Source organism: Rhodococcus sp. FG69 (genome assembly GCF_057808915.1).
In genome coordinates this window covers 163571-189110 of sequence record NZ_JBMDIX010000004.1, presented here as the reverse complement: position 1 = coordinate 189110, position 25540 = coordinate 163571, and the positions used below count along the sequence as shown (strand labels likewise).

The window sequence follows — 25540 nt, the reverse complement described above, 5'->3', positions numbered from 1 at the left end:
GTCGTTCCGCAGGCTCCACTCCTGCCCATCCGAGTCGTTCACTCCGCTTGTCCCTTCCGAACCTCGGTCCGGCTGGCTGTGAAGTCGTCCACGAGTTCCATTCCGTTGATCTCTATCGGGCTCGCGACTGCCTCGACGGCACCGGGGCTGAGCTCGAACAGCTCACGCAACGCGGCCGCGTAGGAGTCGCCACCCGGGGTGGTGGCCAGTTGCTTGACACGCACGGTCGGCGAATGAAGGAGCTTGTCGACGACGCGTCGCACGGTGCGGGCCACCTCGTCGCGCTGTGGCGAGTCGAGACCGGGCAGCCTGGATTCGAGCCGCATCAGTTCGCCTTCGACGACCTCGGCTGCGCGTTGGCGCAGTGCAGTCACCGTCGGGGTCACCTCGGCAAGGCGTTGCCCGGCGAGGTAGCCGGACAACTCGGAGGAGACGATTTCACGAGCCGCGGACGCGTCCGAGGATGCTGCGCCTGCTGCGGGGTCGCGCTGAAGCGACTCCATGTCGAACACCTCGACGCCGGGCAGACCGGCAACGGCCGGGTCGACGTCGCGCGGCAATCCGAGGTCACAGATTGCGAGCGGGCGTCCGGACTCACGCTGAGCAAGCGCAACGTGGGCATCGGCGAGCGAGACGACAGCCCCGACCGCACCGGTACAGGTGACGAGAATGTCGGCGTCCGACAGCGCGGACGCGAAGTCCTCGAAGTTCATCGCGGTTGCCTCGACGCCCGCCGACACAGCGGTGTCGGCAAGGTGGTCCGCTCGCTCCCGCGTGCGGTTGACGATGATGAGACGTTCGATGCCCGCGCGACCGAGATGCGCGACGGACAGTCCTCCCATCGCTCCTGCGCCCAGAACTACTGCGGTCCGTCCCGTCAGGCTGCCACCGAAGAGCAGTGCGGCCCGATCGAGAGCGACCGACACCACCGACGCGCCGGCCGAATCGATTCCGGTCTCGGAATGCACCCGCTTTCCCACGCGGAGGGCCTGCTGGGCAAGTTCGTGCAGAACCCGTCCTGACGCCTGCTGGCTGTCCGACGATGCGTACGCGGCGCGAATCTGTCCGAGGATCTGCTGCTCACCGATGACCATCGAATCGAGTCCGCTGGCGACGGCGAAGAGATGCTCGACCGCCGCCTCGCTGTAGCGCACGTACGCGTGCTTGGTCAGTTCCGGTACTTGGAGGCCGGAGTGCTCCGACAGTATTTCGCCGACTGCTGCCAGAGCGCCGTGGAACGCGTCGACCACCGCGTATACCTCGACCCGGTTGCAGGTCGAGACGACCATCACCTCGGAGATGTTGCCGCTGGCCATGAGCTTGTCGGTCAGCTTGGGTCGCTCGGTGTCGGTGATGGCGACACGCTCTAGGACTGCGACGGGAGCGCTACGGTGCGAAATCCCGACGAGAAGGACACTCACGGTGCAATCACCGATCCGTTTCTTGTCGAACTGTTTACTGAGGGGCTGATGGCGGTCGTGCTCGGTAGCGAACCGGGAACGACCCGCGGTCCGCGACTACGACCCAGTCGAGGATTGGGAGACAACGCCGGCGCGTGACGAGCAGCCTCGTTACGCGAGCTGTTGAAGGAGAGAACCTGCATCTCGACGGCCAGGTCGACGCGCCTGACCTCCACTCGATCCGGTACGTCCAGCGTCACCGGAGAGAAACTGAGGATGCATTCGACACCGCCCGCGACGAACGACGACGCCACCGACTGCGCGGACTCGTCGGGAGTGGCGATGACACCGATGGTCGCTTCGAGATCGCGGCATGCCTGCTCGAGAGAGTCGACGTGTCGCACCTGGAGGCCGTCGACATCGAGGCCGACGCGCTCCGGATTGCGATCGAACAGGCCCACCATCGAGAATCCCCGGCGACCGAATCCGCCGTACCTGGCCAGCGCTTCCCCGAGATTTCCGACGCCTACCAGCACAACCTTGTGCCCCCGATCGAGGCCGAGCGCACTTTCGATCTTGGCTCGCAGGCGCATGACGTCGTACCCGACTCCGCGAACACCATTGGGCCCGAGGAAGGACAGATCCTTGCGGAGCTTGGCCGATCCGACCCCTGCGGCATTGGCCAGCTCTTCACTGGACACGATGAGAACTCCGTCGTCTGCCAGGATTCCGAGGACCCGCAAGTAGGTCGCCAATCGCGTCACCGTAGCCTGTGGGATAACACGTTCGGGACTTGCAGATCCACCGATGCCAGGTGACCGTTCGACACCAACCGGCACGGCCGGGCGCTCTTCGGTCACAATCATGGCTCCTCGTCCGAACGGCTGCGATGCCGGTCTTCACGGTGATCCTGGACAAGCTCGATCGAAAAATTCATGCAGGCGCCACAGGTTCCACTCCTGCGCTGGGACCACGGTAACCGCTTGTGAACGAATGAACAAAGTCGCTCGATCCGTGCTAGAGGGGCCCTCACCTGCAAAGCGAGAGCACACGCACGTTCTTAGGGTGCCCTCCAGGCAGTCAGGTCCGCCCGCAACCGCGGCTCGTCGACCTCCCAGTAACTGTGCTCGCGACCGTCCAGCAGGACCACAGGCACGCGATCGCCGAACTCGGCGCGCAGGTCAGGGGCTGTGTCGGCGACTTCGTCGACGTCGATAGACGTCGGGGTGATCGCGAAGTCGCTGCACACCTCCTGTAACCGCGCGAGCGCGACGACGCAGGTGTGGCAGCCCGCGCGGGTGAGAAGAACCACGGTCGGGTCCGGAGAAACCATGCTGCCACCCTTCCATGCCCGACCGAGAGACGAACGTCACATCTCTACGACGAAGTCCGCACTGGTCGGGACCGTGCGGCCGGTTCGAAGTTTCGTTGTACGGACTAGGGTTCATGACACTGCTCGAGCATGGAGGTGCGCGTGATGAGCGACGGGGGCTTTCAGACGCCTGACGACGACGTGACGGCCGACGAACCGGTCGTCGTCGATCTACCGGTGTCCGACGTACCCGACGAGGACATGGTCGAGACGAGCAGACCCGGTGAGGACAAGCGCGACAAGCGTCGCAAACGACGGCTCCGCAACCCGCTCGGCCCCTCCGATGCCGAGGTCCGGGCAAGCGTCGCCGGTGAGGCCAGCGCGGACGCAGCCATCGCACTGCAGGCAGAGGTCGGCGCATCGGTTCCGCTGGATTTGACCGCCGCAGCGTTCTTCGACGTCGACAACACGATGGTCCAAGGCGCTTCGATCATCCACTTCGCCCGCGGCCTCGCCGCGCGCAAGTACTTCACCAGCGGTGACCTCGCTCAGTTCGCGTGGCAGCAAGTCAAGTTCAGAGTCAGCGGCAAAGAGAACAGCGAGGACGTCGCAAGCGGTCGGGAGAAGGCGCTCTCCTTCATCACGGGCAGACCGACCTCCGAACTGCGGATGCTCGGCGAAGAGATCTACGACGAACTCATCGCCGATAAAATCTGGCCCGGCACGGCCGCGCTCGCACAGATGCATCTCGATGCAGGCCAGCAGGTCTGGCTCGTCACCGCGACGCCACTTGAGCTGGCACAGATCATTGCCGAGCGGCTCGGGCTGACCGGTGCGCTGGGTACCGTCGCCGAGAGCAAGGACGGCGTATTCACCGGCAGGCTCGTCGGCGACATTCTGCACGGCCTCGGAAAAGCGCACGCAGTACGGACGCTAGCCGTGCGCGAGGGGTTGAACCTCAAACGCTGCACGGCGTATTCGGACAGTCACAACGACGTCCCGATGCTCTCACTCGTCGGCACAGCCGTCGCCGTCAATCCGGATGCGGACCTGCGCGAACTCGCCAAGAACCGCGGCTGGGAGATCAGAGACTTTCGGACGGGCCGCAAAGCGGCGAAGATCGGGGTACCGACAGCGCTCGCGTTGGGCGCCGTCGGCGGTGGGCTCGCGGCTGTGATCGGTCGCCGTCGAGGCTGACCGTGTCGGGTCTACAGCGCGCAGGGTCTACAGCGCGCAGGGTCTACAGCGCGCAGGGTCTACAGCGTCAGCTGCATCAGTGTGAGGTCGAGCCAACGGTCGAATTTGATGCCGACCTCGGGCATCTGACCGACCGTGACGAAACCGAACTTCTCGTGCAGTGAAATCGACGTCGTGTTTCGTGATTCGATGACTCCGACGAGTGCGTGGATGCCTGCCGACCGCGCCCGCTCGATCAGTTCCGTGAGCAGAGCACTCGCGAGTCCGCGGCGCTGGAAATTGCCCGCCACGTACACCGAGTGTTCGACGGTGAGGCGGTAGCCACTCTTCGGTCGCCACTGCGCATACGACGCGTACCCCGCAACCTCGCCGTCGACGACGGCCGTCAGCACCGGATAGCCGGCACGCAACCTCCCGGCCAACCACTCCATCCGCTCGTCGAGGCCGACCTCGGTCTCGTCCCAGATGGCCGTCGTGTTCCTGATGGCGTCGTTGTGAATGTCGAGGATCGCGGGGAGGTCCTCGGTGGTGGTGTCTCGAATCAGCACCCGGACCAGGGTACTGATCAGCCCAGGAAGACGTTGCGGCGCTTGGCCAACAGTCGGTACAAGGTGTGCTGAATGGTCTCACGTACGTGGTCGGTCAATTCGAAGAGCACCATCGGATCTTCCGAGGCCTGAGCGTCGTAGGAGTCGGTGGCGATGGGCTTGCCGAACTCGATGTACCACTTCGACGGCAGCGGAATGAGACCGAGCGGGCCCAGATGCGGAAAGAACGGGGTCACCGGGAAGTACGGCATGCCCATCAATCTCGCCAACGGGGTGATGTCGCCGATCTTGGGGTAGATCTCCTCCGAACCGACGATCGAGCACGGAATGATGGGCGCACCGGTTTTCAGCGCCGCGGACACGAACCCACCACGGCCGAAGCGCTGCAGTTTGTATCGCTCACTGAAGGGTTTGCCGATGCCCTTGAAGCCTTCGGGAAACACAGCGGCCACCTGGCCCATCCGAAGCAGACGTTCCGCGTCGGGATTGCAGGCGAGCGTGTGGCCGGCTTTTCGTGCGATGTTTCCGACGCCCGGCATCTCGAATGCCATGTCGGCGGCCAACATTCGCAGCGGGCGGTGCGCAGGATGATGATCGCGGACGGCCACCGACGCCATGAGCGCATCGACCGGAATCACGCCGGCGTGATTGGCGACGACGAGAGCTCCACCGTCGTTCGGAATGTTCTCGATGCCTTTGATCTCGACTCGGAACCACTTGTCGAAGAGCGGACGCAGGAGCGGCAGCCATACGGCGTCGGCGAAGTGCGGGTCGTAACCGAACTCGTCGACGACATAGTCGCCGGCCATTCGCCGACGAACGAATTCGGCTGTGTCCGAGATGGTCTCGACGAGTTTGGCCTTCGCCGCGTCGATCTGAGAGCCGTCCGATGGGCCCACCGGTTCCAGAGGGTGCGCGGACACGGGTGGAACCAGCGGTATCGGCGGCGTGGTGTCGGCGTACGACGACGGGTGCCGACTGCGACTGTCCTCGGCACGGCTGCGGCTGCGGCCGGCATGGTCGCGTCCGGCGCCGCTACCGTGCAGCGGGATCACCTTCGCCACCTCGTTCACCTCTCCCTGCCTGTAGTCGCGGCCAGTGCGGCTTTGGACAACGCTGCACCGGCGTCCGCGGCCCACAACGCACGTTTCTCCACCGAGTCCACCCACTCGGTCCGGACCACCGGCCGAAGTGCGGCGCCACGGACGTAGTCGTCGAATGCCTGAACCGTAGTCCAACGCGGCTCGAATCCGAGGTCGGATCGCATTCGGGTCGTGTCCAGCCCGCAGCCGAAGTGGAAGTAGTCCAGTTGCTCGGTCGTGAATTCGCGCATCATTCCGCCCATCAGCGCTCGACCGACACTCTTGAACAGGGCAAACGGCACCGGCACCTCGATACGACCGGCTCGACGAATGGCTTGCGACAACATGATCGTGCCGTCGGCACCGACGTTGAACGTTCCGGCTGGACCACCCATCGTCGCGCGCTCGAGCGCAGCAAGAGCATCTTCTTCGTGTAGGAGCTGCATCCGGGCGTCGCGGCCGATGATGCTGGGAATCAGCGGCGAGGTCATGTAGCGGGAAATCGATCCGTTGAGCCGCGGCCCGATCAGCGGCGCCAACCGCAGAATCGAAACGGCTATGTCGGGGCGTCGACGTCCGAGTCCGCGGATGTACCCCTCGATGTCGATGGTGTCGCGTGCGAATGCTCCCGACGGAGGCTTGCGCGCACTCATCTCCTCGGTGAACTTGACCGGATCCTTGGCACTGCATCCGTACACCGAAGACGAGGATCGAAGAACGACCTTTTGCACCGACGGGGACTTCTGGCACACCGCGAACAACTGCATCGCGCCGATGACGTTGAGATCTTTCATCGTCGCGCGCCCGCCGGATCTGGGGGGCTTGGTGATGGTCGCCGCATGCACGACGGTGTCGACGCCCGCATTTCGGATGACTTTCCCGATCAATGGATTGCGGATGTCGGCCCGGACGAACTCCGCGCGTCCCATTCGACGAAGAAGGTCCTTGCTCGGTGATTTGGTATCGACGGCGATGACGCGATCTACAGCGGGATTCTGTGCCAGTCGGGTGACGAGATACCCACCGAGGAAGCGGCTCGCCCCGGTGACCAGCACCACTTTGGGCGCCGCAACGCCTCGCTCGTTCGAAGTCACTCACACCCCCGATTGGTTGCCGCAACCTGCAGCCTACTGGAATCCCTGGAAGATGCGAGCGAACCGATTTCGACACCCTGTGCAGGATAAATGCTTGTCTGGACGTGACCGCGCCGAGCACCGACCGATGAAAAGAGCCCGCCACCATTGCTGGTGACGGGCTCCTTCTCGAAAGCTCTATTTACCGAGTTTCCTGCGCTGCACTCGAGTGCGACGAAGCAGCTTGCGGTGCTTCTTCTTCGACATGCGCTTGCGACGCTTCTTGATCACTGAACCCATGGCGGGTGTCCTCACGTTCTTCTCTAGCGTTTTCGCGCACGCGAAGTTGCGTACGCCTACCTGGCAGCCTCGAACTCCCCCACAGGACTTTCACGTGGAGTAAGCCGTCGATCCCCAAGCTGGCGCTCGGGCCTCGTTGGTCGAAGCTCGATGCAACTAATCAGCCCCTGGCACGAGTGCCGATATTACTCGGCCACGACGAGACTCCACCTTACCGGTGTGGCCAACGATCCACGAAACCGGCCCGATAGAGCGAAGTCGACACCGAAGCGCGCGACTCAGCCTGCGTCGAAGTACGAGGTCTCGAGGTAATCGTGCACAGCCTTGGCGTGCACACGGAACGATCGACCCACTCGTACAGCAGGCAGCTCTCCGCCGTGCACCAGTCGGTACACAGTCATCTTGGACACCCTCATCAGCGTTGCCACTTCGGCCACTGTGAGGAATTGCGTTCCAGCCAAAGCTGGTTGGCCATCCAGGGACGCACCCTTGGACGGCTTGTTTACAGGCGCCATCTATTCACATACCTCCGGCACGTCTCGCGCGGCAGGCTTCCCCTCCTGCCGAACAGACACGCACGTGCTACCACTGAGCTTAACGTGACCAATGGGGTTACTGCGACGGGTGTAGGGCATCAGTTTTCTATTCCGCTGTGACGCCCATCTCAGCTGCACGGGACTTCGCGGCACCCACAGCATCGAAAAACGCTGCTCGGAGGCCGTTTTCTTCCAGTTTTCGCACTGCCGCGGCCGTTGTTCCGCCGGGAGAAGTAACTGCATAACGAAGCTCCGTCGGCGTCTCATCCGAGCGATCCAGCATCGCCCCGGACCCGACCATCGTCTGAACGACGATCGCGGAGGCAACTTCGCGGGTCAATCCGAGGCCGACGCCGGCGTCGATCATCGCTTCGGCGACGAGAAAGAAGTAGGCGGGACCGGACCCGGATACCGCCGTCACGGCATCGAGTTGGTTCTCTTTCACGGTAACGACCTTGCCGACCGTCGACAGAATCGTCTGCACCAGTTCGAGATGTTCGGCCTTGGCGTACTTCCCGGGCGCTAGAACGCTGACGCCCTCGCCCACAAGCATCGGCGTGTTCGGCATGACGCGCACGACCGGGAACCCAGCGGGCAACTTCGACTCGAACTTCGCGGTGGGTACACCTGCGGCGAGCGAGACGATGAGCTGTTCACGTTCTCCGTCGAGATCGATCTTGGCGACCTCGGTGAGTGCCCCGTCCACATCTCCTGGCTTGACGGCCAACACGATGACGTCGGCATTCTCGGATGCCTCGGCGATGGTCGTCGTCAGCACCCCGAAGGTCGAGGCCAGCTCGGCAGCACGGGGCTCGAACTTCTCGGCCACCACCAGGTCACGAACTGCATAGCCCGCTTCGAGCAGTCCGGCGATCAACGCCTCACCGATGCGCCCGCCTCCGATTACAGCAATTCTCGTCATGCGGCAAGCCTAGATCGGTGGCTCGGAGAACCTCAGCGCGGCACCATCGCCAGCTGCCTGCTCTGCACCACGACGGCGCCGGTCGAGTCGAGCACGAGATGGTCCTCCTCGAACCACGTGCCGCCGATGACGGTGCTGCTGGCCGCGACCCGGAGCCAGCCGGGTGAAGGCCGGCGGCGCAGGTAGGTGGTCAGCTGCACAGTCGGCGCCCACCCGAACATGCCCCGATTCATCGTCACAGGCGCACAGATGTCGCCCGTCATGAGCGCGAACAATGCGCAGGTGTCCGCGTCTGCCTCGTCACCTTCGTGCGGTCGAACCCACATCCGAACCTCGGGCTCCCCCTGCTTGCCGGTCAGAAAGTGTGCCGACGTCGGATCGATTCGCATGTCGCAGCCCTGCGCGACGTGCACGATCGACGCCATCGGGTGGTCACCGCCGATCGACTCGGTGTCTGCGGGCGGTTCTACGGCCATCGACGACAGGGATGACTGCACTTCGTGGCGAGGGGCGTCGACGTCCGGTCGACCGAGCGTCACCATCGCGCGCGCCGCCACCCGGTCACCCTGAGTCATCTCGACGTCGACATGCGAGACCTGCTTGCCGCGCTTGCGGACGATCGCGGTCAGTGCGACCTCGCCGGGATCGGGTGCACTGAGGTAGCTGACGCTCACCGCCAGCGGTTGGACATCGTCGCCCCGCAGCTGCGACTTCGCTGCAGCGGCGCACGCGGCAAGCATCGTCCCGCCGTGGACCTTAGGCCCGATGGTCCACGTCGAGTCGATCACCGCGGCGTAGGAGCCGTCGGTCTCCGTCCGTTCGATAGTCGTCAGTGTCGTGGCCGACTTGAAGGGGCTACTCATGTGTCTTGCCTTTCGGAAACGATCTTCTGTTCAGGGTTTGTGGATGCGATGTCCTGGTGAGCAAGCCGCCTGAGGGCGGTCATTATCGGTTCGTAGATCGCGGTGCCGAGCACGGCGTATTCGACGGCTGCGTCCGTGGACTCCGGCATCAACGCGAGGTCGTATTCGGCGATCCGTCGGATGGCACGCCCATAGACCTCCAGCCGTTCGTCGGTCATCGGTATGCCTACGTCCTCGGCCGCCTGCAGTGCGCGTTCGAGCTGCGCGACGGCCGCGAACCTGGGGTCGTACACCTGCCCCAACCTCCCGATCGCGGCTCGAGCTCGCGGATATTCGGACGCATCGTCTCTGTCCAGATAGGGCGGAAGCTCGGAAATGGCGCGTCCCAACGTCTCGACGAGTGAGTGGTTGGGATGTTCGATCAGCTGCAGAACGGTGCGGATCCTGCCGATGGGTAGACCCACCCCGGTGAGCGCCTTGATCAGCACGAGCCGTTCGACGTGCTCCTCGCTGTACTTCGATTGCGTGGCGCTCGTTGCCTCGCCCGGCATGAGCAGACCTTCACGCAAGTAGTACTTGATGGTCGCGAGCGGGAGTCCCGACGCATCGACCAGCTCGGACACGCGCACTCCACACCTCCTTGACAAACTGGATACTTTCACTATCCAATATAGATAGTGAAAGTATCCAGCAACTTTACAGGGAGCCCGAAATGAGCGCACTGCTGACCATCGTTCTCGGCGTCACACTGCTCACCGTCGTCGGAATCGCATACGGCGGAACGTTCCTGCTCAGGGTGACCAGCGGCGCGCAGGGTGCCAACGCCCTGCAAAAGACCTTCTTCCGCGCCGGGCACGCGCACGCGGGCGTCCTGGTGACGCTGGGATTGGTCGTCGCCCTGGTGACGAACGCGGCGGGCGTCTCGGACATATGGTCCGCGGTGGGCTCTATCGCCGTACTGTCCGCAGCGATCTTCATCCCCGCAGGGTTCTTTCTGTCGGTTCTCGGAGCCGATCCGCAGAAGCCCGGTCGGGCGATCGCAGCGGTGTGGGTGGGCGCCGCAACACTGACGGCCGGACTTGTCGTCAGCGGAGTCGGCGTCGTCGTCGCCGGAGTCGGAGCGCTGTGACGCCCCGCGTGTTCACTGCAGGTAGCGACGCGCGAAGGACAGAGCCTGACCGAGCATCGATGACCGCTCCGCCAGTGTTCGCGCATTCTGAGTGTTGATCTCGATCACGGCCTGACCGGTGAAACCGCGACGCCGCAACTCGGTGCAGACTTCGGCGCAGGGCTGATCGCCGTGACCCGGAATCAAGTGCTCGTCGACCGACGCGCCTCGTCCGTCGGCGAGGTGCAGATGCGCGAGACCGTCGCCCATTCGGTTCATCATTTCGATGGCATCGGTGCCTGCTGTGGCCGTGTGCGATAGATCCAGCGTGTAGTGGGCGTGCCCCGAGTCGGTCGGATCGTAGGACGGTGCGAACGCGGACAGCGCTGCACCCGGACCGCCGCGCTTGCGGAGTCGAGCCGCAGAGCCTTCCTTGCGGCCGAAGAATCGGTCGGCCCGCATCGGGAACATGTTCTCGACTGCCACGACGACGTCGGAGCCCATCTCGAGATCTGCAACCTGCTCGCCGAAGCCGTCGGCGTACTTCTTCTGCCACCGAAACGGCGGGTGCACGACGACTGTCGACGCGCCGAGCTTCTCGGCGGCCTGCACCGAACGCTCCAGCTTCGCTGCCGGATCGGCCCCCCACACACGTTGCGAGATGAGCAGGCACGGCGCATGAATAGCCTGCACCGGGACGCCGTATCTCCGCGCGAGCGCTCCGACCGCTTCCACGTCCTGGCTGACCGACTCGGCCCACACCATCAACTCGACACCGTCGTAGCCCAAATCCGCGGCATATCGAAACGCCGCCTCGGTGTTCTGTGGGTACACCGAGGCAGTGGACAGCCCAACAGCGACACGACCGCCCATCACAGACCCGATCAGCCAGTACTCAGTTGGAACGCAAGCGGACCGAGAGTGACGAACACTCCTACGGCAATCGCGATCACCATGCTGATCATGTCATCGGTTCGACGCAGGATCCGCACAACCGCAACCAAACCGACGATCACGAGCACCGCAAGAATCAGAGCCACCCAGGGCAGCATGTCCCACAGGCGCTCGAAGCCCTTGAACAGCAGCGCACCGACGATGACGGCGACGACGCCTTGGCCGACGAGAGCGAGCCATTGCTTGGCCGCATCCTTCTTGCCGGAGACACGATCCGGGGCGGCAGGCGTCGCCGACTGCTCCACCGCCGCACCATCCGCGGACTCGTCGGTAGAAGTTACGTCCTCGCTCTTGTCCAAGGTTGCCGTCGACGTCTCGGCGGCCGAAGTCTCAGCGTCCGAGGTTTCTGCGGCAGACGTATCTGGGTCCGAGGTTTCTGTGTCCGAGGTTTGTGCGTCCGAGGTTTGTGCGTCCGAGTTCTCGGCTTCGAGGGCAGCGATCTTCTTGGTCAGGTCCGGCGTCCGGGCCGTCACGTCCGCGTCAGGCTTCGGTGTGATGTCGGTGACCGGTTCGGCGCCGGTATCGGCCGCTTGGATTCGGCTCCGAGCCACGAAACCCGACGCGCGTTGCGGGCGTTCGGTGGATCGCGCACTGTCGGCGTCGTCAGCGGTTGCCCGACGACCGGTCACCGGCGTGGGCCGCTGACTCGGAGTGGGACGTTGGCTCGGCGTCGGACGCTGGGAGGCTGTCGCACCGTAGGGACGACGCTCACTCTCGTCGTGAGCCTGGTTGAGCAGATCACCGGCAGCCGTCGTCGAGCCGGACAGCAACTCCGGTTCCTGCGTGGTCTTGTCCCGCAGCAAAGGTTGCCGTGGCGGGAGTTGCTGAGGCGGGGTTTGCTGAGGCGCCTTCGGCGGGGTTTGCTGAGGCTCCTTCGGCGGGGTTTGCGGCGACGCGGCTTCGGTGGCGATCACCGGAGCCTGCGGTGACGCAGGCTCGGATCGAACCACTGGGATCTCACCGGTCAGTTCGGCTACCGAGATGCCGCCCTTCACGCCGCGACGGCGACGTCCGCCCGAGCTGACGCCTGTCGACTTCTGACCGTTGCGCGCCAGGAGCTCGGCGACGGAGATCTGCCCGGTGTCTTCCGGGTCAGCGTTGTTGTCACTCATGTCGACCGCACCACCAGATCGCCGTCCGTTTCGGTGTCCAGCTTCCGCAAAATCAACCCTTCCCTCAGCGCCCACGGGCAAATTTCGATCGTGTCGATCGACAGTGCTCGCATACTCGCTTCCGCTACCAATGCCCCGGCCACCAATTGCGGTGACCGGTCGGCACTGACTCCTTCCAATTCTGCACGGTCCGACGCCGTCATCCGGGAAATGAAGGCTATAAGTTGCCTGAGACCGTCCGCAGTGAGCGTCCGAGTCACCCTCGGACCGGCTGCGGATGGTGCCGCGCCGGTCAACCGCGCCAGCGATCGAAACGTCTTCGATGTACCGACCGTCCGATCCGGTTCGCCGGCCGCGAGGAGCTCTTTGGCCGGTGTCGCGAGCTCGGCGTCGAGCCAGTCTCGCAGAACCGCGACGCGACGCTTACCTGGCGGGTCGACGTCGAGCCAATCCCTGGTCAGGCGGCCTGCGCCGAGCGAGAGCGAAAACGCTCTGTCGGGGTCCTCGTCGGTCCCCGACGTCAATTCGAGGGAGCCGCCACCGATGTCGAGGTTCACGATTCGACCAGCACTCCAGCCGTACCAGCGACGCACCGCGAGGAACGTCAGCCGCGCTTCGTCGACCCCGGACAGCGTCTGCAGAGCCACCCCGGTTTCCTGCTGGACTCGCGCGAGAACTGCGTCACTGTTGTGTGCATCACGTACCGCCGACGTCGCGAACGCCATGAGCTCTTCGCAACCCGACTTCTTGGCGATCGCCGCGAAGTCTCCGACCTCGCCCACCAAACGATCAGCACCTTCACGCGTGATGTTTCCGTCGGCGTCGGTGTTCTCCGACAGCCGCAGAGTCGCCTTCGACGAACTCATCGGCGTCGGGTGTCCACCGCGATGCGCATCCACCACCAGAAGATGCACGGTGTTGCTTCCGACGTCGAGCACCCCTAATCGCACATCCCCACGGTACTGGGTCTACCGTCGTCACTTGTGACAGCAGGTAGCAAGCAGCCGGTTTTTGCTGCAGAAGTCGACCTGGACTTTCCCCGAGAATGGGTGGAATTTCCAGATCCGGACAACTCCGAACACATCATCGCGGCAGATCTCACGTGGCTGTTGTCGAATTGGACGTGCGTGTTCGGCACTCCCGCCTGCCAGGGAACCGTCGCAGGACGGCCCGACGACGGCTGCTGCTCACACGGCGCGTTCCTATCCGACGAGGACGACAAGAACAAGCTCGACGCGTCGGTGAAGTTGCTCACTGCCGAGGACTGGCAGCTGATGGACAAGGGCCTCGGCAAGAAGGGCTACGTCGAGTACGACGATCTCGACGACGAACAGTCGCTGCGTACTCGCCGGTACAAGGGCGCATGCATCTTCCAGAACCGCCCCGGGTTCGCCGGCGGAATCGGGTGCGCACTGCATTCGATGGCGTTGCGCACAGGCATCGAACCGCTCGAGGTGAAGCCGGACGTGTGCTGGCAGCTGCCTATCCGCCGCACCCAGGATTGGATCACGCGCCCGGACGGTACCGAGGTGCTCAAGACCACCATCGGTGAGTACGACCGTCGAGGTTGGGGCGAGGGCGGTCACGATCTGGCCTGGTACTGCTCAGGCTCCCCCGACGCACACGTCGGCAGCAAGCAGGTATTCGAGTCCTACCGGCCCGAGTTGATCGAGTTGCTCGGCAAGCCCGCATACGAGGAGCTGGCATCGCTGTGCACACGTCGCCGCGGCCTCGGACTCATCGCGGTCCACCCTGCAACGCGTGAGGCGCAGCGCACCAAGTAGCGCTGCAGGACCTGCTGGCGGCTCCGCCGCCAGCACCCCCGAAGGCGGCTCCGACCCCCTGATCCTTTTCGGATGAAATCACTTCGATCGGCTCCTCCCGGCGCATGTCCGTACGACACTGCGAGCACCGATACACGGCGACGAAGGGCATTCCATGATCAAGAAACTGGTTGCGACAACGGCAATCGCGCTCGGCTTGGCGGCCGGCCTCGCACCGACCGCGTCGGCCGATCCATGGAGCTGGTACGACGCGACGGGTGAGTTCGTGGATGTGTTCGCACCCGGCGGTATCAGCACCGGAAGTGCCTACACGCCGGGCGCGAAGTCGATCGTCGTCAGCCCGTACGGAACGTCCCGGTTGATCGAATGCCGCGGGGACGGGCATTACGTCCAGAAGGAGTGCCGTCAGGAAGGTCGCTGGCTCGTCCGGGCCGCCCAGTACCCACTACGGGACGCCTGGTTCCTGACCTGACCCTCGCACTCATCCTTCGAGCTTGTATCCCAATCCGCGGACGGTGACGAGGTGCTCGGGCTTGGCCGGGTCGGTCTCGATCTTCGACCGAAGCCGCTTCACGTGCACGTCCAGGGTTTTGGTGTCGCCCACATAGTCGGCGCCCCACACTCGGTCGATCAACTGACCACGCGTGAGCACCCGTCCCGAATTCCGCAGTAGGTACTCGAGGAGATCGAATTCCTTCAGCGGCAATGTGATCTGCTCGGAGTTCACCATCACCACATGGCGTTCGACGTCCATGCGGACCGGGCCGGCCTCCAACACGCCCGTGTCCGCGGCGCCGTCGAGCTCCGCGTCGCTGCCGCGGCGAAGTACTGCACGGATGCGAGCGATCAGCTCCCGCGCCGAATACGGCTTGGTCACATAGTCGTCCGCACCGAGTTCGAGTCCGACGACCTTGTCGATCTCACTGTCCCGCGCAGTGACCATGATGACGGGAACACCGGAACGCGCACGCAACTGCTTGCACACGTCCGTGCCGCTCATGCCGGGAAGCATGAGATCCAGAAGCACGATATCTGCTCCGGCTCTGTCGAATTCGGCGAGCGCCGCCGGTCCGTCGCCGACGACGGTGGCTTCGAATCCTTCTTTGCGCAGGAGAAAGGCCAGCGGATCGGCCAACGATTCTTCGTCTTCGACGATCAGTACGTTGGTCACTGTAGGTTCCCGGTCACTGTAGTTCTCCTTCTGTCGACCCGAGGTCGTCTTCTTCGAAATAGGCGGGGATCTGCAGGGTGAAGGTCGATCCGGTGCCGAGCTTGCTCCACAGCGAGATACTCCCGTTGTGGTTGGCTGCGACGTGTTTGGCGATGGCCAGGCCGAGACCTGTCCCTCCCGTTGCCCGCGAACGAGCTTTGTCGACGCGGAAGAATCGTTCGAAGACCCGCTCTTGGTCTTCCTTGGCTATTCCGATGCCACGGTCGGTGACCGCGAACGCGACGTAGCCGTTGCGCAGTGCACGAGTAACGGACACCGGCGAGCCATCGGACGAGTACGCAATGGCGTTCTGGATGAGATTTGCGAGCGCGGTGACCAACAGCGCTTGATCACCGAGCACCTCCAGGCCGCTCGGGTGATCGGTCGTGACCGTGATGCCCGCGTTCTCTGCGGCGATCTTGGATCGATCGAGGGCCTCGTTGACGACGGTGTCTACGTCGACTACCTCGAGATCGGGCAGCTTCTCTGCGCCTTGCAACCGTGAGAGGGCGATCAGTTCGGTCACCATGTTGCCGAGCCGCTTGGATTCGGCAACTACTTTTCCGCCGAAGTGGCGCACGGAGTCAGGATCGTCGGCGGATTCGAGCAACGCTTCGGCGAGCAAACTCATCGCGCCGACGGGCGTCTTCAGTTCGTGGCTGACATTGGCGACGAAGTCCCGACGCGTTGCTTCCATCCGGACCTGCTCGGAATCATCGTCGGCGAACAGGACGACGAACCGTTGGTCTTCCTTGCTGAGCATCCGCGCCACGCATCGCACGGCCATGCGGTCGCGGCTGGTGCTGGTTCGTACATCTTTGGAACTGATGTCGACTTCCACTGGATTGCCGTCTGCGAGCACCTTCTGAGCAGCTTCCCACGCACGATCGTCGATCAGGCGATTACGCACCAGACCGAGCTCCTCGGCCCGCGGATTGGACAGCACCACGTCGTGAAACCGGTCGACGACCGCGATTCCGCTCTCCGACGCAAGGATGATCAGATCCAGTACCTGGGACATCGTCAGGCCCGAGCTCGCCCGTGTCCGCTCCGAGTGCCGGGTTGCGAGATAGGGGATCAGGACCCCGCCGACGAGATATCCCACGAAGGCCGTCGCAATAGCCAGCAGCACAGCCGATGTAACACTCACACCCGAATCGTACGTTCGATGGACAGCTCACATACGCAGGGTGCAGGCATTTCCCTGGTAGTCATAGCCTTCGTCGGCAGTGTTCTTCGACCGTTCACCTGGAGTTGTCCGCAGGACCCACCGAAGTGGGCCCTGCGAAGCCACAGATGGACCTACTTGGCACCCTGATTGGCGACCGCAGCTGCTCCGGCGGCCGCAGCTTCCGGGTCGAGGTACGTTCCGCCCGGGTTCGTCGGGACGAGTTTTCCGTCTCCATCGCCGAAGTTGTACTGCAGCGGGATACCCGTCGGGATGTTCAGGCCGGCGATGTCGGCGTCGGAGATCTCGTCGAGGTACTTCACCAGAGCACGAAGCGAGTTGCCATGGGCAGCGACGAGCACGTTCTTGCCCGCTTTCAGCTCGGCGACAATCGTCTCTTCGAAGTACGGGATGAGCCGGTCGACGACGTCCTTCAGGCACTCGGTCATCGGCACGCTCGGCAGATCTGCGTATCGCGGATCGCCGTCCTGGCTGTATTCGCTGGCTGCTTCGATCGCGGGCGGCGGGGTGTCGTAGCTCCGACGCCACAGCATGAACTGCTCGTCGCCGAACTTTTCCTTGGTCTCGGCCTTGTTGAGCCCCTGCAAGGCGCCGTAGTGGCGCTCGTTCAGGCGCCAGTCACGGACGACGGGGATCCAGTGGCGGTCGGCTGCATCGAGCGCGATGTTCGCGGTGCTGATCGCACGGCGCAGCAGCGACGTGTACAGCACATCGGGCAGAACACCTGCCTCGGCAAGTAGCTCGCCCGCGCGCTTGCCCTCGGCCTCGCCCTTCTCCGTCAGACGGACGTCAACCCATCCGGTGAACTGATTGGACGCGTTCCACTCACTCTCGCCGTGGCGAAGCAAAATCAAGGTTCCGATGCTCATGGGGTCAGTTTCTCATGTTCGGCTTCGAGGGGTCGGTGCACGACGAGTACCGCGACGACGACAACCATGACCACTGCGGTCAGCGTGATGGGTATGGGGATCAGCGGGTCGAGAAGAACCAGCAGCGCACCGACCGGAACGATGGTGTTGACGAGTCGATCGGCGTTGTCCTTGATGGCGATGAACCAGATTCCGAGTACGAACACGGCGATCGGAACTGTCACCGTGAACGACGCGGCTACGTCGCCCAGCTCGCTGTGATTGGTCAGCACGTCGATCTCGACCTCGATGCCTGCCGAGAACGCACCTGCGGCAGCGAAGATGAAGTAGTGCACGTACCCGTACTTCAGCGAGTTCGTGAGGGTGCCGATCGCCTTGTGGTGCGGTGGCCAGAAATAGATCCACCAGAGCGCCGCCGTCACGACGAGGGTCAGCACCGAGATCGAAATCAACGGTGCGAGAGCGGTATCTTCTTGCAGGGCTTCGATGATCGCGTTGGCCGACGCGAGCAGACTCTCACCCAACAGGATGAGGGTGAACAACCCGTAGCGCTCGGTGATGTGGTGGGGATTCCACGGCGTCGTGCCGCCGGTCTTCTCGGCGACGACAGGAATCATGATCTCCGCAGCGGCGAACACCACGAACAAGATTCCCTGTGCCGGACCGCCCGGAATCAGGAGCCACAGCACCCACAGCACCTGCAGCGCAGCGATCCCGCCCGCATACGTCAGCGCGGTCCTGCGGTGTTCCGACGACGTCGATGCACGCACCCATTGCGCCACCATCGCGACGCGCATGACCACGTAGCCGAGTACCAGGGTGGCGAATTCTTTGTCTGCGAACGCCGGCTCGATCCCTGCCGCCAGGACGAGCACGCCTGCCATCTGCACGACCGTCAGCACCCGGTACAGCCAGTCGTCGTTGTCGAACGACGTCGCGAACCAGGTGAAGTTCATCCACGCCCACCAGATGGCGAAGAACACCATCAGGTAGCTCACGATGCCTTCGGCGATGTGGTTCTCGGTCAACGAGTGATGCAACTGCACTGCGGCGATGCTGACTGCGATGACGAAGACCAGGTCGAAGAACAGCTCGAGCGGACTCGCGGAACGATGAGGTTGCTTCGGATCGCGTGGGCTCATCGGGGTGAGACGGAACGACGACGTCGGTAGGTTCACGGGTAGGACGATAAGCGATTCCACGGGATCAATCGAGGCAAGCTAGCACCGTTTTTGCCAAGCTAGGCACAGTTGTCACGTCCGAGCGCGTGTGCCAGGTCGGCAAAATTGGTGCTAGCTTCCCGACGCCCTCGATTCAGCTGCTGAACTTCAACCCGTGCGATCGCCCGATCGCCGAGGTGGAGATCCGCTGCCGGAACACCCAGTACGTCCAGCCTTGGTAGAGCACGACCACCGGCGTCATGAAAGCTGCGACCCACGTCATGACACCGAGCGTGTAGGGGCTCGACGACGCGTTCGCCACGGTCAGGCTGTACACCGGATCCAGTGTGGACGGCATGACGTTCGGAAACAGCGAGGCGAACAGCAGCGTCACCGTACTGACGATCGCCACGGATGTGAGCGCGAAAGCCCAGCCTTCACGTTCCATCCGGGTCGTCGCCACTACCCCGAGCAGAGCCCCGGCCGCGAGCACCACCAATATCCACGTCCACCCCGTTCCGTATGCGATCTGTGTCCACAACACGAAGGCACCCGCGACCGGAACTGCCGGAATCGCGAGCCGCGCGGCGATCGCCACTGCATCCTCGCGAATCTCGTCGGCGGACTTCAAGGCAAGAAATACGGCACCGTGCAACGCGAACACAAGAGCCGTTGTCACACCGCCCAACAGTGCGTACGGGTTCAGGAGATCGAAGAAGCTGGAGACCACCTGTTTCTGCGCATCGATCTCGACGCCGCGCACTATGTTCGCGAATGCAACTCCCCATAGCACTGCGGGGACCCAGGAACCGAAGACGATCCCCCAGTCGCACCGCCGACGCCAGGCGTCATCGTCGATCTTCGCGCGCCATTCGATGGCGACGATGCGGACGATCAACGCCACCAGAATGATCAGCAGCGGAATGTAGAAGCCGGAGAACAGCGTCGCGTACCAGTCCGGGAACGCCGCGAACAATGCTCCGCCCGCGGTGATCAGCCAGACCTCGTTGCCGTCCCATACCGGCCCGATCGTGTTGAGCGCGACCCTGCGACGAACGTCGGGCGGTATCCCCGTTCGCCGACCCACGATGGGCATCAGCATCCCGACACCGAAGTCGAACCCTTCCAATAGGAAATACCCGACGAACAGCACTGCGACGATGACGAACCACAGTTCGGGAAGTCCCATGGTCGTCTCCTAGTACTCGAACGAAAGCTGTTTGGGCTCAGCAGGATCCGGTGGATTCTTGTCGTGATCCTGCGGCCCCTCCTTCGCGTACCGAATCATGAGTTTCAACCACACGACACCCAGCGCGCCGTACAGCAGCGTGAACGTGATGATCGAAACCCACACTGTCGCCGCGGAATGATTCGAGACGCCCTGATCGACGGTCAGCCTGATCATGTCGACACCGGTGGGATTGGGGTGGACCATCCACGGCTGCCGACCCATCTCGGTGAAGACCCATCCGGCACTGTTGGCAAGGAACGGCATCGGAATGGCGATCAGCGCGAGCCAGGAGTACCACCGCTGATCGGGGACGCGCCCACGACGCGTCACCCATAGCCCTGCCAGTGCGAGAGCCGCCGATCCCGCAGCGAGCCCGATCATGGCCCGAAACGCCCAGTACGTCACGAACAGATTGGGCGTGTAGTTTCCCGGACCGAACTCCTGCTCGTACTGCTCCTGGAGCTGGTTGACACCCTGGAGCGTGACACCGGAGAACTTGCCCTCGGCAAGGAACGGAAGGACGAACGGCAGCTCTATCACCGAGGTGACACTGTCGCAGTTGTTGTGTGTACCGATGGTCAGCACCGAGAAGTTCGGATCGGTCTCGGTATTGCACAACGATTCCGCCGACGCCATCTTCATCGGCTGCTGCACGAACATCAATTTGCCCTGCGAATCGCCCGTCCATGCCACCGCGACGCCCGCGACGATCATGACCAGCAATGCCAATCGCGTTGCCGGACGAAACATTCGCCGAGCGTCGTCGGTCAGTTGTGCAGCCTCACCCGCCTCGGCATCCCGAGCGCGGCGGACATTTCGCACCATCCACCACCCGGAAATCCCCGCGACGAAGGTCCCGGCCGTCAGGAATGCCCCAGCGATGACGTGCGGATAGGCGACCAACGCAGTGTTGTTCGACAGCAGATCTCCGATGCTCGTCAGCTGCGCCCGACCGGTTTCGGAGTTGTACTCGGCACCGACTGGATGCTGCATGAACGAGTTCGCGACGACGATGAAGTAGCCGGACGCATTGACCCCGATCGCGACCAACCAGATGGTGGCCAGGTGCACGCCCCGAGGCAGCCGATCCCACCCGAATATCCACAGACCCAGGAAAGTGGATTCGAGGAAGAACGCGACGAGCCCCTCCATCGCCAATGGTGCACCGAACACATCGCCCACGAAGCGCGAGTACTCGCTCCAGTTCATGCCGAACTGGAATTCCTGCACGATCCCGGTCGCCACTCCGAGCGCGAAGTTGATCAGGAACAACTTGCCGAAGAATTTGGTGAGGCGATACCAATGATCCTTCTTGGTGATCATCCACATCGTCTGCATGACGGCGATCATCGGCGCAAGACCGATCGTCAAGGGCACCAGAACGAAGTGGTAGACAGTCGTGATTCCGAACTGCCACCTCGACAGATCCAAAGCGTCCATGGCCACCCCAGCTCACCGCAATGCTGGTGACTATAGACCCGTCGAGCTGGTCGTGCGTGCGGAATTCACGCCACCGACCGGGGAGGTCAGCGCACCCCCGCCCACACTTGCCGCGTCGAGGGCCGCGGATCGTCGACCACACCGGACTGCTCGCCGAACATCATTACCGACCTGTCGCTCCCGTACTGCACCCAGCCGGGCGAACCGTCACGAACGAAGTCGACCCACGCTCGGTGCATCTCGTCGGCAACCTTCTGCGGAGGATTCGCCCCGGTGATGCGAGCTGTCTCGGGCTTGTCCAGAACATCGAACACGAACGGGATCTCGAGGGCATGGCATGCACCGAGTCGACCGTCGAACAACGACGAACGCCAGGTGAATTCGTACACGAACGCTCGCCCCTCCCTCGACTCGACGACCCTCAGCGCTGGAATACGGAAGAACCAGTCGGTCATGAGGGCGATGAACAGCTCACCCGGTGTGGCGTCCGGAAACTGGGCGCGATAGGCGTCGACAGCCGCATCGACGTCGACGCCGTAGGCAGCGAGTACCAACCGAACCCGTGCGGAGTCGATGTACTCGGTCACTCCTGCGGGAACGAGGAAGAACGCGAACTCCTCACTCGTCGTGCCGATGAGTATGTCCACGCTCGATCCTGCGCCTTCGACGATTCGTCGATACGGCAGGTCGGGGACGACGTCGCCGTCGATGTACGGCTCGAACGGCATCATGTTGAACGCCAGTTCACCCCATGCCCCGGTCGGAGCTTCCGCCGTGATCCGGTCGCCGAGCTCCCGCTGGGCATCGACGAGCCGATCCACCGAGACCGAGCCGAGCCCATCGACCGTCGGGGCGACCCCGACTGCCTCGGCCAGCGCCGCAGCGACCTTCGTGGCGGTGTCCTCACTGATCACGTGATGTCCCGCTCCGCTCTGCAGGATGGCGCGATGGAACAGCCCGTCCGCGCGCGGCATCGACAGCAGCGTCCCGACGCTCATCGCGCCGGCCGACTCCCCCGCGATGGTCACCCGAGCTGGATCTCCGCCGAACGCCGCGATGTTCTCGCGGACCCATTCCAGCGCGGCGACCTGGTCGAGCAGGCCACGGTTGGCCGGGGCACCCTCGACGCGTGCGAATCCGTCCGCGCCCAGCCGGTAGTTGATCGCGACTGCGACGATGCCGTCGCGTGCGAAGGCAGAACCGTCGTATATCGGGACAGCGTTGGAGCCGTTGACGAATGCGCCGCCGTGGATCCAGACGAAGACCGGCAGACCCGTCTCGGCAACATCCGGCGTCCACACGTTCAGGTTCAGGCAGTCCTGGCCCGGTACGACGGGTTCGGTCAGGATCTCGCTGGTCGGGGGTCGGTACCCGATCTTGGGAGCGGTGGCCCCCAGAGACACCGCATCACGCACTCCGGACCACGACGGCGGTGACGAGGGGGCTGCGAACCGCAGTGATCCGAAGGGCGCTTCGGCGTAAGGAATTCCGAGAAACGTAGTAGCTGCTCCGGTGCGCTGTCCGCGCAACCGACCCTGGGCAATGTCGACAGTGACGTCCATGGGTCCTTACTACCGAAAAACTGGGCGCGATGTGCCGGATACGCTCAGTGGTCGCGAGTCTGTGCCGCCGCGAACTTCTGATCCACCTTGGCGACCTTGTAGTAGACCAACGCTGAAATCCATACGACGAAGAACGTGCCAACGACGATTTGGCCGGCGAGGTTGAGGTTGATCGACGCCAGAAATTCCCACGGCTGCCCGCTGAGTCCGAATTCGTCGCCGAGCAACGAAAGCAACTGGACCGACCCAATGACCACTGCGACGAAGATCGACAGCGACGTCATCGTGATGTTGTAGTAGATCTTGCGCACCGGTGTGACGAATGCCCACCCGTATGCCTTCGACATGAAGATTCCGTCGATGGTGTCCATCGTCGTCATTCCCGCGGTGAAGAGGATCGGCAGCGCGATGATCGCCATCGGCGGTAATCCGCCTGCCATGGCGGTGGTTCCGGCGACCGCGAGTAGCCCGACCTGGGTGGCGGTGTCGAATCCGAGCCCGAACAGCAGACCGAGTGGGTACATCTGCCACGAATCCTTGATGTAACGGTCGTAGCGGCCACGGAAGATGCGGTTCATGAGACCACGCTTGGCGAGAAGATCGTCCAGGTGTTCCTCGGAATATTCACCGCGCTTGGCGCGACGCCATACCCGCACGATCCCCGCGAGCACCGCGAAGTTCAGCGCTGCAATCAAATACAGAAACGTACCCGACACGAGAGTGCCGATAATGCCGCCGACGCCCGCGAACGCGTCCTGGAACGCCGTCGCCTTGGACGCGACCAGTGCGATCGCTGCGACGAAGACGAACACCACCGTCGAGTGTCCGAGAGAGAAGAACAACCCGACTGCCAACGGCCGCTTGCCCTTCTGCAGCAGGAATCGCGTGGTGTCGTCGATTGCCGCGATGTGGTCCGCGTCGAATGCATGCCGCATTCCGAGCGTGTACGCGAGTACACCCGCGCCCGCGTACACGAGAGTGCCGTCGGCGCCGGTCAATTCGTGGATGCGGGGAATGGAATTGTAGTGGACGAACAGGCCCCACCCCAGCACGTGCAGGCCCACGATGAACACGAACATCCCGACGAGTCGCGGAATTTCGTCTCGCGTGAACCGGCTACGCCGATCCGTGGCCTCCGGTGGTTTCTCCAGCGTTGTCATCGTCCCACCTGTTCCGTCGCCAAAGCGTCGGCAGTGCTGGTGAGCCCCGTCAGATCTCGCACGACGCGAACTCGTTGACAATACTGCGCGTATTCCGGCAGGTCACAGGACCCGAGTCCCCACGAGTACCGCGGTTCCGGGGTGAGCCAGATGGTCTCCTTCGCGCGCCTGGTGATCTCCGCGAATGCTTCGACGCGCGGATCCAGGCCGTTCGAGCGACCATCTGCCAACACGAGAACCGTGGTTCGACGGCTCACCGCATTTCCGTGGTCCTCCAGGAACTGGCTGAACGCGTTGCCGTGGTCGGAATTGGCATCGACGTCGAGAACGTCGCCGCCGAACACCAACCCCAACGCGTGCTCGACGCTGTGGTCGGCGAAGAGGTCGGTGATCTCCACCAGATCCGACACGAACGCGAACGTTCGAACCTGGCTGACGAGATCCTGCAATCCGTGGACCAGATGCAGGGTGAACCGCGCGGTGGCGCGGACCGACAGGCTCACGTCTGTCAGCAGCAGTAGACGTGGTTTGTCCTCGCTTCGCTGCACCGTCACCGGCCGGAAGGGGACGCCGTCGTAGCGCATGTTCCGGCGCATCGTCCGTCCCGAATCCACTCGGCCCCGTGCACCCGCCTTACGGCGGTGCGTCAGTGCCCCGTGCAGGCTGTGCGTCAGCCGACGCAACGACTCCTCCAATTCGGCGCGCTCGAGCTCCCCGACGTGATCGACCTTCGCGACGCGGTCCTCGCGTCCTTCGACGACAGTGTTCTCCAGTGCGAGAAGCGTTTCCAAATGATGCTTCAAGGCCTCAGGCAAATTGGCGAGGACGCCGGCGAGTCGTCGACGCAATGCCGTCGCCTCGTCGAGGACGTCACCCTGAACCTCGTCGGGAAGGTCGTCGAGCCAGCCGAAGAGTGCATCCTGCTCGGCGACGGACAGGTCCGCGTCGACTTTGGTTCCGGTGGTCGTGGAGATCGCACCCGGAATACCGCCACCCTTTAGGTGATCGGTCTCGATCTGGACGCGTTCACCCTCACCGAGATTGCTGGTCGAGTCCTTGCTGAACACGATCTCGTCGGTCATCGAGGCGAGATCGATCTTGTTCGCTTCCTGGTGCAAGTTGTACTGCGTGGCGAGATCGTCCGGATCGAAGAACTCACGAATATCCGAGGGCGCCCCGTGCTCGTGCCCCTGCTCGGGTAGATTCCCCGGTTCCTCACTGAGCGTGAAGGATTCGAGGACTCCTTCGTCGGAGAGGTCGTCGTGACCGTGTCCGTGCCCGCGCTGGCCATCGTCGTTCTGCACCTTCACGAGCGCGAAGAACAGCTCGAAGACTTCCTCGAACACCGGGTCACCGTCGCGATCCTTGACCAGTGAGACACGGAGCGCCTCTCGCAGGAGCCGCCGATTCTCCAGCATCCCCGGTTGTGCCGCGGCCTGCATGGCATCGAGCATCTCGGGTACCGAAATCCTCATGCCGCGCAACCGAAGCAACCGCACGAATCGATGCAGGCTCTGCTCCACGACTC

Annotated in this window: 27 protein-coding genes; 4 read left to right on the top strand and 23 right to left on the bottom strand. The window is 63.5% G+C overall.

Going from position 1 to position 25540, the window contains the following annotated elements:
* Positions 1–38 precede the first annotated feature (38 nt).
* The 3 genes from ACODSO_RS05815 to ACODSO_RS05805 all read right to left on the bottom strand — a co-directional run bounded on the left by ACODSO_RS05815 (position 39) and on the right by ACODSO_RS05805 (position 2733).
* Positions 39–1421, bottom strand: a complete 1383-nt coding sequence (locus ACODSO_RS05815) for a glutamyl-tRNA reductase (protein ID WP_068380134.1) — start codon at positions 1419–1421, stop codon at positions 39–41.
* Positions 1418–2266: a redox-sensing transcriptional repressor Rex gene (locus ACODSO_RS05810; RefSeq protein WP_489035736.1), complete on the bottom strand. Its 849-nt coding sequence runs from the start codon at positions 2264–2266 to the stop codon at positions 1418–1420. The genes ACODSO_RS05815 and ACODSO_RS05810 overlap by 4 nt, the downstream gene beginning before the upstream one ends.
* 194 nt (positions 2267–2460) lie before the next feature.
* Positions 2461–2733 carry a glutaredoxin family protein gene (locus ACODSO_RS05805; RefSeq protein ID WP_489035734.1) on the bottom strand — a complete coding sequence of 91 codons (273 nt, stop codon included), beginning with the start codon at positions 2731–2733 and terminating at the stop codon, positions 2461–2463.
* A 240-nt stretch (positions 2734–2973) separates the two neighbouring features.
* On the opposite strand from ACODSO_RS05805, the gene ACODSO_RS05800 reads away from it, so the two are divergent.
* Positions 2974–3909, top strand: a complete 936-nt coding sequence (locus tag ACODSO_RS05800) for an HAD family hydrolase (protein WP_489035757.1) — start codon at positions 2974–2976, stop codon at positions 3907–3909.
* 59 nt (positions 3910–3968) lie between these two features.
* On the opposite strand, the gene ACODSO_RS05795 is transcribed toward ACODSO_RS05800, so the two are convergent.
* The 8 genes from ACODSO_RS05795 to ACODSO_RS05760 all read right to left on the bottom strand — a co-directional run bounded on the left by ACODSO_RS05795 (position 3969) and on the right by ACODSO_RS05760 (position 9862).
* Positions 3969–4457 carry a GNAT family N-acetyltransferase gene (locus ACODSO_RS05795; RefSeq protein ID WP_068380124.1) on the bottom strand — a complete coding sequence of 163 codons (489 nt, stop codon included), beginning with the start codon at positions 4455–4457 and terminating at the stop codon, positions 3969–3971.
* A gap of 17 nt (positions 4458–4474) precedes the next feature.
* A complete protein-coding gene (locus tag ACODSO_RS05790) occupies positions 4475–5530 on the bottom strand; it encodes a 1-acyl-sn-glycerol-3-phosphate acyltransferase (RefSeq protein ID WP_068380121.1) in 1056 nt (351 codons plus the stop codon).
* A complete protein-coding gene (locus tag ACODSO_RS05785; RefSeq protein ID WP_489035732.1) occupies positions 5527–6633 on the bottom strand; it encodes an SDR family oxidoreductase in 1107 nt (368 codons plus the stop codon). The genes ACODSO_RS05790 and ACODSO_RS05785 overlap by 4 nt, the downstream gene beginning before the upstream one ends.
* Positions 6634–6810: 177 nt before the next feature.
* A complete protein-coding gene (locus ACODSO_RS05780) occupies positions 6811–6912 on the bottom strand; it encodes a 30S ribosomal protein bS22 (protein ID WP_003402602.1) in 102 nt (33 codons plus the stop codon).
* A gap of 278 nt (positions 6913–7190) precedes the next feature.
* Positions 7191–7427, bottom strand: coding sequence for a helix-turn-helix domain-containing protein (locus ACODSO_RS05775; RefSeq protein WP_068380116.1), 237 nt, complete (start codon positions 7425–7427; stop codon positions 7191–7193).
* A gap of 127 nt (positions 7428–7554) precedes the next feature.
* On the bottom strand, positions 7555–8370 hold the full coding sequence (gene proC, locus ACODSO_RS05770) for a pyrroline-5-carboxylate reductase (RefSeq protein WP_489035726.1): 816 nt from the start codon (positions 8368–8370) through the stop codon (positions 7555–7557).
* A 32-nt stretch (positions 8371–8402) separates the two neighbouring features.
* Positions 8403–9233, bottom strand: coding sequence for a thioesterase family protein (locus ACODSO_RS05765; RefSeq protein ID WP_489035725.1), 831 nt, complete (start codon positions 9231–9233; stop codon positions 8403–8405).
* Positions 9230–9862, bottom strand: a complete 633-nt coding sequence (locus tag ACODSO_RS05760) for a MerR family transcriptional regulator (RefSeq protein ID WP_489035723.1) — start codon at positions 9860–9862, stop codon at positions 9230–9232. Before ACODSO_RS05760 ends, ACODSO_RS05765 begins: the two co-directional genes overlap by 4 nt.
* 83 nt (positions 9863–9945) lie before the next feature.
* Between ACODSO_RS05760 and ACODSO_RS05755 the strand changes: the two genes are divergently transcribed.
* The gene (locus ACODSO_RS05755; RefSeq protein WP_489035721.1) at positions 9946–10362 is read left to right on the top strand and encodes a hypothetical protein; all 417 of its coding nucleotides are present in this window, start codon (positions 9946–9948) and stop codon (positions 10360–10362) included.
* 12 nt (positions 10363–10374) lie between these two features.
* Here the strand turns inward: ACODSO_RS05755 and ACODSO_RS05750 are convergent, their stop codons facing one another.
* Genes ACODSO_RS05750 through ACODSO_RS05740 form a run of 3 tightly spaced genes read right to left on the bottom strand, consistent with a single transcriptional unit; the run spans position 10375 to position 13357 of the window.
* On the bottom strand, positions 10375–11214 hold the full coding sequence (locus tag ACODSO_RS05750) for a sugar phosphate isomerase/epimerase family protein (protein WP_489035720.1): 840 nt from the start codon (positions 11212–11214) through the stop codon (positions 10375–10377).
* 11 nt (positions 11215–11225) lie between these two features.
* Positions 11226–12407: a hypothetical protein gene (locus tag ACODSO_RS05745; RefSeq protein WP_489035719.1), complete on the bottom strand. Its 1182-nt coding sequence runs from the start codon at positions 12405–12407 to the stop codon at positions 11226–11228.
* Positions 12404–13357 carry a Ppx/GppA family phosphatase gene (locus tag ACODSO_RS05740; protein WP_068380102.1) on the bottom strand — a complete coding sequence of 318 codons (954 nt, stop codon included), beginning with the start codon at positions 13355–13357 and terminating at the stop codon, positions 12404–12406. Before ACODSO_RS05740 ends, ACODSO_RS05745 begins: the two co-directional genes overlap by 4 nt.
* Positions 13358–13390: 33 nt before the next feature.
* On the opposite strand from ACODSO_RS05740, the gene ACODSO_RS05735 reads away from it, so the two are divergent.
* Together ACODSO_RS05735 and ACODSO_RS05730 are read left to right on the top strand one after the other, a co-directional pair.
* A complete protein-coding gene (locus ACODSO_RS05735) occupies positions 13391–14191 on the top strand; it encodes a DUF3109 family protein (RefSeq protein WP_489035717.1) in 801 nt (266 codons plus the stop codon).
* A gap of 154 nt (positions 14192–14345) precedes the next feature.
* Entirely contained in the window at positions 14346–14663 is a 318-nt protein-coding gene (locus ACODSO_RS05730; RefSeq protein ID WP_489035716.1) for a hypothetical protein, read from the top strand.
* 9 nt (positions 14664–14672) lie between these two features.
* Here the strand turns inward: ACODSO_RS05730 and ACODSO_RS05725 are convergent, their stop codons facing one another.
* From ACODSO_RS05725 to ACODSO_RS05685, 9 genes are all read right to left on the bottom strand, one after another.
* A complete protein-coding gene (locus ACODSO_RS05725; protein ID WP_489035714.1) occupies positions 14673–15362 on the bottom strand; it encodes a winged helix-turn-helix domain-containing protein in 690 nt (229 codons plus the stop codon).
* Positions 15363–15375: 13 nt separating this feature from the next.
* Positions 15376–16551, bottom strand: a complete 1176-nt coding sequence (locus ACODSO_RS05720; protein WP_489035712.1) for a sensor histidine kinase — start codon at positions 16549–16551, stop codon at positions 15376–15378.
* A 152-nt stretch (positions 16552–16703) separates the two neighbouring features.
* Entirely contained in the window at positions 16704–17459 is a 756-nt protein-coding gene (locus ACODSO_RS05715) for a phosphoglyceromutase (RefSeq protein WP_068380094.1), read from the bottom strand.
* Complete coding sequence (locus ACODSO_RS05710; protein ID WP_489035755.1) at positions 17456–18601, bottom strand: low temperature requirement protein A; 1146 nt, start codon at positions 18599–18601, stop codon at positions 17456–17458. Before ACODSO_RS05710 ends, ACODSO_RS05715 begins: the two co-directional genes overlap by 4 nt.
* A gap of 172 nt (positions 18602–18773) precedes the next feature.
* Complete coding sequence (gene cydB, locus ACODSO_RS05705; RefSeq protein ID WP_489035710.1) at positions 18774–19808, bottom strand: cytochrome d ubiquinol oxidase subunit II; 1035 nt, start codon at positions 19806–19808, stop codon at positions 18774–18776.
* 9 nt (positions 19809–19817) lie between these two features.
* Positions 19818–21290: a cytochrome ubiquinol oxidase subunit I gene (locus ACODSO_RS05700; RefSeq protein WP_489035708.1), complete on the bottom strand. Its 1473-nt coding sequence runs from the start codon at positions 21288–21290 to the stop codon at positions 19818–19820.
* 86 nt (positions 21291–21376) lie between these two features.
* Positions 21377–22852 carry a carboxylesterase/lipase family protein gene (locus ACODSO_RS05695; protein WP_489035706.1) on the bottom strand — a complete coding sequence of 492 codons (1476 nt, stop codon included), beginning with the start codon at positions 22850–22852 and terminating at the stop codon, positions 21377–21379.
* A gap of 44 nt (positions 22853–22896) precedes the next feature.
* Positions 22897–24012 (bottom strand): Nickel transporter NicT, encoded by a 1116-nt coding sequence (nicT, locus tag ACODSO_RS05690; RefSeq protein ID WP_068380091.1) that lies wholly within the window; start codon positions 24010–24012, stop codon positions 22897–22899.
* Positions 24009–25535, bottom strand: coding sequence for a VWA domain-containing protein (locus ACODSO_RS05685; RefSeq protein ID WP_489035705.1), 1527 nt, complete (start codon positions 25533–25535; stop codon positions 24009–24011). The genes nicT and ACODSO_RS05685 overlap by 4 nt, the downstream gene beginning before the upstream one ends.
* Positions 25536–25540 lie beyond the last annotated feature (5 nt).